1 protein-coding gene is annotated in these 1508 nt (G+C 43.8%); it reads right to left on the reverse strand.

The window, feature by feature from the left end; genetic code table 11:
* Positions 1–92: 92 nt before the first annotated feature.
* Positions 93–1400 (reverse strand): NF041680 family putative transposase, encoded by a 1308-nt coding sequence (locus tag QUA25_RS29140; protein ID WP_333043175.1) that lies wholly within the window; start codon positions 1398–1400, stop codon positions 93–95.
* Positions 1401–1508 lie beyond the last annotated feature (108 nt).

Genomic DNA, 1508 nt, shown 5'->3' on the forward strand with positions numbered 1-1508 from the left:
ACTGTAGTTTAGACTAAAAAATGAGCGCAGCTAAAAGTAGCTACCTTTGAATCTTAGGCAAGCTGTTGCTCAAAAACTCAAAAAGTAGAAGATTAAATAGCTAATCTTGAAGACTTTTTACGTCGAGAAACCCGTTTTTTGACAGTGGGATAGCACGGTGCCTTGGTACGTACCTTTCCTTTTTCCCAACCGGGGGATTTTCCCCTATGTTTAGGGATTTTAGTAGGAGTACCAATGTCAACTAAAAGCGACAACATAGATTGGGCAACACGTCCAGGAGTTACAGTGATATTAGCAGATTGCCAAGGTAGTATATTTTCAACCACTAAATCCCTAGCTAACCAGAGTTGCCAGCTCATCAACGGCATTAAATCGCTCCACCGTTCACATTGTTCGGGAGTTCTCAAGTTAGGCAATGTCCAATGTAATCGTTGCTTAGCAAATCGATACCAATGATCCACTCCAAAACGTCGTAAATACTCAAACCAAACTGTTTCTAAGGGTAGAGTTCGTTCTCCAACCCAAGCCAACCATAAGGGTGGAAACGGCTGACCATTTGACATGGGCTTCATTCTTTCCACCAGGATTAAGTTGACTTTTTGTCCAGGGGCGCGATAAAAATGCAAGTCAATCCATTGTCTGACTCGGACTTTTCCCAAATCTGGATGTTCGTCAATTTCAATCTCTGTATCCGCTTGAAGCCATGTGGTTGGGTCGTTGAGTCTCATTTTTGGCCCATGTTTCCGTGGTCTACCGCGACCACTATAAGCTGGTGGTGCTGACCATAAACAGGCATTTTTTCGGACTCTCATTAAACAATCAGCAAGGATGGAAGCTTGCGTTAGCGCCAGCACCCAACTTGCATTTCCATATTCTCGATCCAAAACTGCTAAAACTGGGTTGACACTCTGTTCACAGACAAGTTTGAGTTGGGAAGCTGCTTGAAGTATGGGTGAAGACCCACTACTAATTCTTTCATGAAGTAGGGGTAATGCCCAACTTCCTTGTACTTCAGGTATCCACGCAATTGTACTGTATCCCTGTCCAACAATGGAGCCCCTCTGATATTCATGGGTTCTGTCTTTTAACGTTTTGGCATCTCGTCTCCCCCATGCAGTGTGATCGATTGCCACTAATATATGTTCTGTTGGGGGTGCTTCTTTCTGTAATTGCTTCAGATACAGCAGCATCAGTTTTTTCCGATCAGGTCTACAGTCTTGTAACGCTTCATAGATGCTTGGCCATTGACGCTTGAATAATGGATTGAGTGAAAATTCCGCTAAACATGACGCCTTCCTTGTGGTCATCACTGCATCCATCAGCTCGAATGTTGCATCTTTCGCCAGCACCAATAACTCGTATGCTGCTTGACGAAAGTCCTTTAATCGTTCACTGTTCATTTAAGGAGTGGATAGGTTTTCTTTTTCACCCTCATTCTCTCCTGGCGCGGTGGCTCTAGTTCTTCTTTTGCCACCGTTCTCATCTTTGGTTAGTCTAAACTACAGTCA

The sequence above is a fragment of the Microcoleus sp. Pol17C6 genome (genome assembly GCF_036701145.1).
GTDB lineage: Bacteria > Cyanobacteriota > Cyanobacteriia > Cyanobacteriales > Microcoleaceae > Microcoleus.